This window comes from Mycobacterium sp., from assembly GCF_040398885.1.
Taxonomy (GTDB): domain Bacteria; phylum Actinomycetota; class Actinomycetes; order Mycobacteriales; family Mycobacteriaceae; genus Mycobacterium.
Map to the genome: position 1 here is coordinate 1 of NZ_JBBATF010000182.1, position 5,029 is coordinate 5,029.

The 5,029-nt window shown below is 67.5% G+C and carries 7 protein-coding genes; all 7 read left to right on the forward strand.

Going from position 1 to position 5,029, the window contains the following annotated elements; translation table 11 throughout:
* Window positions 1-193: 193 nt before the first annotated feature.
* Window positions 194-1,756 carry a glycosyltransferase family 87 protein gene (locus ADBZ5U_RS14075; RefSeq protein WP_526811218.1) on the forward strand — a complete coding sequence of 521 codons (1,563 nt, stop codon included), beginning with the start codon at window positions 194-196 and terminating at the stop codon, window positions 1,754-1,756.
* Complete coding sequence (locus tag ADBZ5U_RS14080; protein WP_526811207.1) at window positions 1,725-2,363, forward strand: DJ-1/PfpI family protein; 639 nt, start codon at window positions 1,725-1,727, stop codon at window positions 2,361-2,363. Before ADBZ5U_RS14075 ends, ADBZ5U_RS14080 begins: the two co-directional genes overlap by 32 nt.
* Before the next feature lie 113 nt (window positions 2,364-2,476).
* The gene (gene rpsF / locus ADBZ5U_RS14085; protein ID WP_526811209.1) at window positions 2,477-2,767 is read left to right on the forward strand and encodes a 30S ribosomal protein S6; all 291 of its coding nucleotides are present in this window, start codon (window positions 2,477-2,479) and stop codon (window positions 2,765-2,767) included.
* A 90-nt stretch (window positions 2,768-2,857) separates the two neighbouring features.
* Entirely contained in the window at window positions 2,858-3,373 is a 516-nt protein-coding gene (locus ADBZ5U_RS14090; RefSeq protein WP_526811211.1) for a single-stranded DNA-binding protein, read from the forward strand.
* Window positions 3,374-3,427: 54 nt separating this feature from the next.
* Window positions 3,428-3,694: a 30S ribosomal protein S18 gene (gene rpsR, locus ADBZ5U_RS14095; RefSeq protein ID WP_526811213.1), complete on the forward strand. Its 267-nt coding sequence runs from the start codon at window positions 3,428-3,430 to the stop codon at window positions 3,692-3,694.
* A gap of 17 nt (window positions 3,695-3,711) precedes the next feature.
* Complete coding sequence (rplI, locus tag ADBZ5U_RS14100) at window positions 3,712-4,167, forward strand: 50S ribosomal protein L9 (RefSeq protein WP_526811215.1); 456 nt, start codon at window positions 3,712-3,714, stop codon at window positions 4,165-4,167.
* Between the two features lie 498 nt (window positions 4,168-4,665).
* The coding region (locus ADBZ5U_RS14105; RefSeq protein WP_526811217.1) for a DnaB-like helicase N-terminal domain-containing protein at window positions 4,666-5,029 on the forward strand (364 nt) is incomplete at its 3' end.

The window sequence follows — 5,029 nt, forward strand, 5'->3', positions numbered from 1 at the left end:
CGCCGCCGCCACCTCCGCCGCCGCCACCTCCGCCGCCGCCACCTCCGCCGCCGCCGCCTCCGCCCGTCCCGGGCGCACCGCTGCCGGGACCGCCGCCGCCTCCGTGACGCGGCCGGATGGTGCCCTGACCGACGGTTCGACGGTGTCGCCGCTGCCGCTTGCCGACGACCTGCGCAGCGCCGACGGCCGCGACATGCCCAGCCGCACCGACCCGATCGGCGCGGCGTCGGCCGGCGCCATCGGCGGGCCGGTGGGCCGTCACGCGCTGATCGGACGGACCCGCGTCCTGACCCCGCTGCGGGTGATGTTCTTGATCGCCCTGGTCTTCCTGGCGCTGGGATGGTCCACCAAGGCGCCCTGCTTGCAGACCGTCGGCAGCGGCCCCCCGGACCGTCGGGTGGCCAACTGGGAGAACCAGCGGGCCTACTACGAACTGTGCTACTCCGACACCGTGCCGATGTACGGCGCGGAGTTGTTGAGCCAGGGCAAGTTTCCGTACAAGTCCAGTTGGCTGGAACTGGATTCGGCGGGCAAGCCGCGCACCATGTACGACGGCAGTCCCGCCGTCCGCTACATGGAATACCCGGTGCTGACCGGGCTGTACCAGTACGTGTCGATGTCGCTGGCCAAGACCTACACCGCTCTGGCGAAAGTGACCAAGGCGCCGTTGCTCAACGGGGTGGCCGAGGTGGTGGTGTTCTTCAACGTCGCCGCCTTCGGCCTGGCGTTGGCCTGGCTGGCGACGGTGTGGGCGACGGCGATGCTGGCCGGCCGGCGGGTGTGGGACGCCGCCCTGGTGGCCGCCTCCCCGCTCCTGATCTTCCAGATCTTCACCAATTTCGACGCCCTGGCGACGTCTCTGGCGATCGGTGGGCTGCTGGCGTGGTCGCGGCGCAAGCCCACCCTGGCCGGTGTCCTGATCGGGCTCGGGGCAGCGGCCAAACTGTATCCGGCGCTGTTCCTGCTGCCGCTTCTGCTGTTGGGTGTGCGAACCGGTCGGTTGGCCGAGGCGGTGCGCACTTCGGCGGTGGCCGTCATCACCTGGGTGCTGATCAACCTGCCGGTGATGCTGTTGTACCCGCGCGGATGGTCGGAGTTCTTCCGGCTCAACAGCCGGCGCACCCAGGACATGGACTCCCTGTTCAACGTCATCGGGTCGTTCACCGGGTGGCGGGGGCTGGATTCCGGCCTGGGCTTCTGGCAGCCCCCGGTGATGCTCAACGCCGTCGTGGCGGTGTTGTTCGGGATATGTTGCGCGGCAATCGGATACATCGCCCTGACCGCTCCCCAGCGGCCGCGGGTGGCGCAGTTGGCGTTCCTGGTGATCGCGGCCTTCCTGCTGGTGAACAAGGTGTGGAGCCCGCAATTCTCGCTGTGGCTGGTGCCACTGGCGGTGCTGGCGGTGCCGCACCGGAGGGTGCTGCTGGCCTGGATGACGGTCGACGCGCTGGTGTGGGTGCCCCGGATGCTCTATCTGTACGGCGAACAGAACAAGGGCCTGCCGGAGCAGTGGTTCACCGCCACGGTACTGGTGCGCGACCTCGCCGTGGTCGGGCTCGTCGTCCTGGTGGTCCGTCAGATCTACCGTCCGGCAGAGGATCTGGTGCGCTGGGGCGGGCGTATCGACGACCCGTCCGGCGGGGTCTTCGACCGGACGCCGGATGCGTTCCCGGCGTGGTGGCCGCAGCGTCTGCGGCCTTCCCGAGTGCAGCGGGAGGTGACGCATGCAGGTCGCGATAGCGCTGTTCCCGCGTAACACCGCGCTGGACTCCATCGGCCCCTACGAGGTGCTGCAGCGGGTGCCGACCATCGACGTGGTCTTCGTGGGGCACCGTCGCGGCGAGGTCCGCACCGACAACGGCATGCTCGGGCTGATGTGTGACGCCACCTTCGAGGAGGTGGCCAGGCCCGACGTCGTGCTGGTACCCGGCGGCGTCGGCACCCGCGGCCTCATCCGCGACGAGACCGTGCTCGACTGGCTGCGCCAGGCGCACCCGCACACCCGGTTCACCACGTCGGTGTGCACCGGCAGCCTGGTGCTGGCCGCTGCCGGCCTGCTCGAGGGCCTGACGGCCACCACGCACTGGTCATGCCAGGACATCCTCGGTTCTCTCGGGGCGGTCTACACCCCGGAGCGGGTGGTCGAGCACCTCCCGGAGCGCATCATCACCGCGGCGGGGGTTTCCAGCGGCATCGACATGGCGCTTCGGCTGGTCGAACTGCTGGTCGACCGGCAGGCCGCCGAGGCCTGCCAGCTGATGATCGAATACGACCCGCAGCCGCCGTTCGACTCCGGAAGCCTGGCCAAGGCGTCGGATACCACTCGCCTGCTGGCTATCGAATACGGCCGTCAGCGCGACTGATTTCGCTGATCAGCCGCGTCTGCTGTAGCCTATGGCGGTTGCCGACGCAGGCGACCCTCCTGCCACGGAATCCGCCGTGGCCGCACATGACCATAGGAGGTGATGAGGTTTCCATGCGTCAATACGAAATCATGGTCATTCTTGACCCCACTCTCGACGAGCGCACCGTCGCCCCGTCCCTGGACACGTTCCTCAACGTGATCCGCGGAGACGGCGGGACCGTGGACAAAGTCGACATCTGGGGCCGGCGCCGGCTGGCCTACGAGATCGCCAAGCACGCCGAGGGCATCTACGCCGTCGTCGACGTCAAGGCCGAACACAAGACCGTGTCCGAGCTCGACCGTCAGCTCAACCTGAACGAGTCGGTGCTGCGGACCAAGGTGATGCGGACCGACAAGCACTGACCGCAGTGGATAACCGTCCAGGGCTGTCTCGACCTGTCGTAGACGCTACGTACGCTCGGGGCAGCATCCACCAAATCCCAGGAGGACATTGTGGCCGGTGACACGACCATCACCGTCGTCGGAAACCTGACGGCCGACCCCGAACTGCGGTTCACCCCGTCGGGTGCGGCCGTCGCCAACTTCACCGTGGCCTCTACGCCCCGGATCTACGACCGCCAGAGCGGGGAGTGGAAGGACGGCGAGGCGTTGTTCCTGCGCTGCAACATCTGGCGCGAGGCAGCCGAGAACGTCGCCGAAAGCCTCACCCGCGGCTCCCGGGTGATCCTCACCGGCCGACTCAAGCAGCGCTCCTTCGAAACCAAAGAGGGCGAGAAGCGCACCGTCATGGAGGTCGAGGTCGACGAGGTCGGCCCGTCCCTGCGCTATGCCACCGCGAAGGTCAACAAGGCCAGCCGCGGTGGTGGTGGCGGCGGCTTCGGTGGCGGTGGTGGTGGCGGTGGTGGTGGTGGCGGCCGTGCCAATACCGTTGCCGCGCAGGAGGATCCGTGGGGCAGCGCGCCCGCATCGGGTTCGTTCGGCGGCAGCGACGACGAACCGCCCTTCTGACATTCGAACGCGCGCCCCGGGCGCGAACCATGAGAGAACGAAAGAGATTGACAGATGGCTAAAGCCAAACCGACCAAGCGGCGTCCGGCCCCGGACAAGCCGATCAAGACCCGCAAGTGCGTGTTCTGCTCCAAGAAGGGCAGGGGGCAGAACATCGACTACAAGGACACCGCACTGCTGCGCACCTACATCAGCGAGCGCGGCAAGATCCGCGCCCGCCGGGTGACCGGGAACTGCGTGCAGCACCAACGCGACGTCGCCATCGCCGTGAAGAACGCCCGCGAGGTCGCCTTGCTGCCGTTCACGTCGGCGACCCGCTAGGAACGGAGCGAGAAACCATGAAGCTGATTCTCACCGCCGAGGTCGATCACCTCGGAGCAGCCGGCGACACCGTGGAGGTCAAGGACGGTTACGGCCGCAACTTCCTGTTGCCCCGCGGCCTGGCTGTCCCGGCCACCCGCGGCGCCCAGAAGCATGTCGAGAGCATCCGCCGCGCGCGCGATGCGAAGACGGTCCGCGACCGCGGGCACGCCGAGGAGATCAAGGCCGCCATCGCGGGCTTGGGGTCGGTCGCGCTGGCCGTTAAGACCCACGATTCGGGCAAGCTGTTCGGCTCGGTCACCGCCAACGACATCGTCATGGCGATCAAGAAGGCCGGTGGCCCGAACATCGACAAGCGCAGCGTGCGACTGCCCAAGGCTCACATCAAGGAGACCGGTAGCCACACCGTCGCCGTTCACCTGCACCCGGAGGTCGACGTCGACGTCACCCTCGAGGTCGCGGCGCAGTCCTAGCGGAGCATTCGAACGAAATCCCCGGTGGCGGCCGCAAGGCCGGCCGGGGATTTCGTTATTTCCGGTCGAATGCGGGCCCGGGTTTTCCTGGACACAGTTAACGCCACTCGGCGTAACTGTTTGCCCGTGCAACGGCCCACGCAACACGCCCGGACCTCAACTTGGACCGACACGCCGCCCGACTTCTCATCCACAACTCCCCGGGGCCGTTATCCTGCGTTTACGTGGACAGATGCGCAATAAATTCATAGTGATCCACAAGTTGTCCACAGCCCGCCAACACTGTTCTCGGTAGATATCCACAACCCGCTAACAGGTTGGTGAACAGGCCCGGTTTGCGGCAGCGTCAGCAACATCTAACGTTCCCCTGGGCGCCGGCGGCGAGACTCCGCGGGCCCTCGTTGTCGGTGCCGGAACTTATGGTGAACCGTGGTTGGTCGAATACATGTTCGATCGGCGCTCAACGCAGACAGGCAGAGAAGGAGTGCGGTAGCCCCGATGGCCGTCGTCGATGACCTTGGACAACCCGGTGCCTCCTCGTCGCCGCCGGCTGAGGATTTCGGCCGCCAGCCCCCGCAGGACCTCGTCGCCGAGCAGTCCGTGCTGGGTGGGATGCTGCTGAGCAAGGACGCCATCGCCGACGTACTGGAACGACTGCGCCCCGGAGACTTCTACCGACCGGCGCATCAGAACCTCTACGACGCGATCCTGGATCTCTACGGCCGCGGTGAACCGGCCGACGCGGTGACCGTGGCCGCCGAACTGGACCGCCGCGGCCTGCTTCGCCGCATCGGCGGCGCCCCGTACCTGCACACCCTGATCTCCACGGTGCCCACCGCCGCCAACGCCGGCTACTACGCCG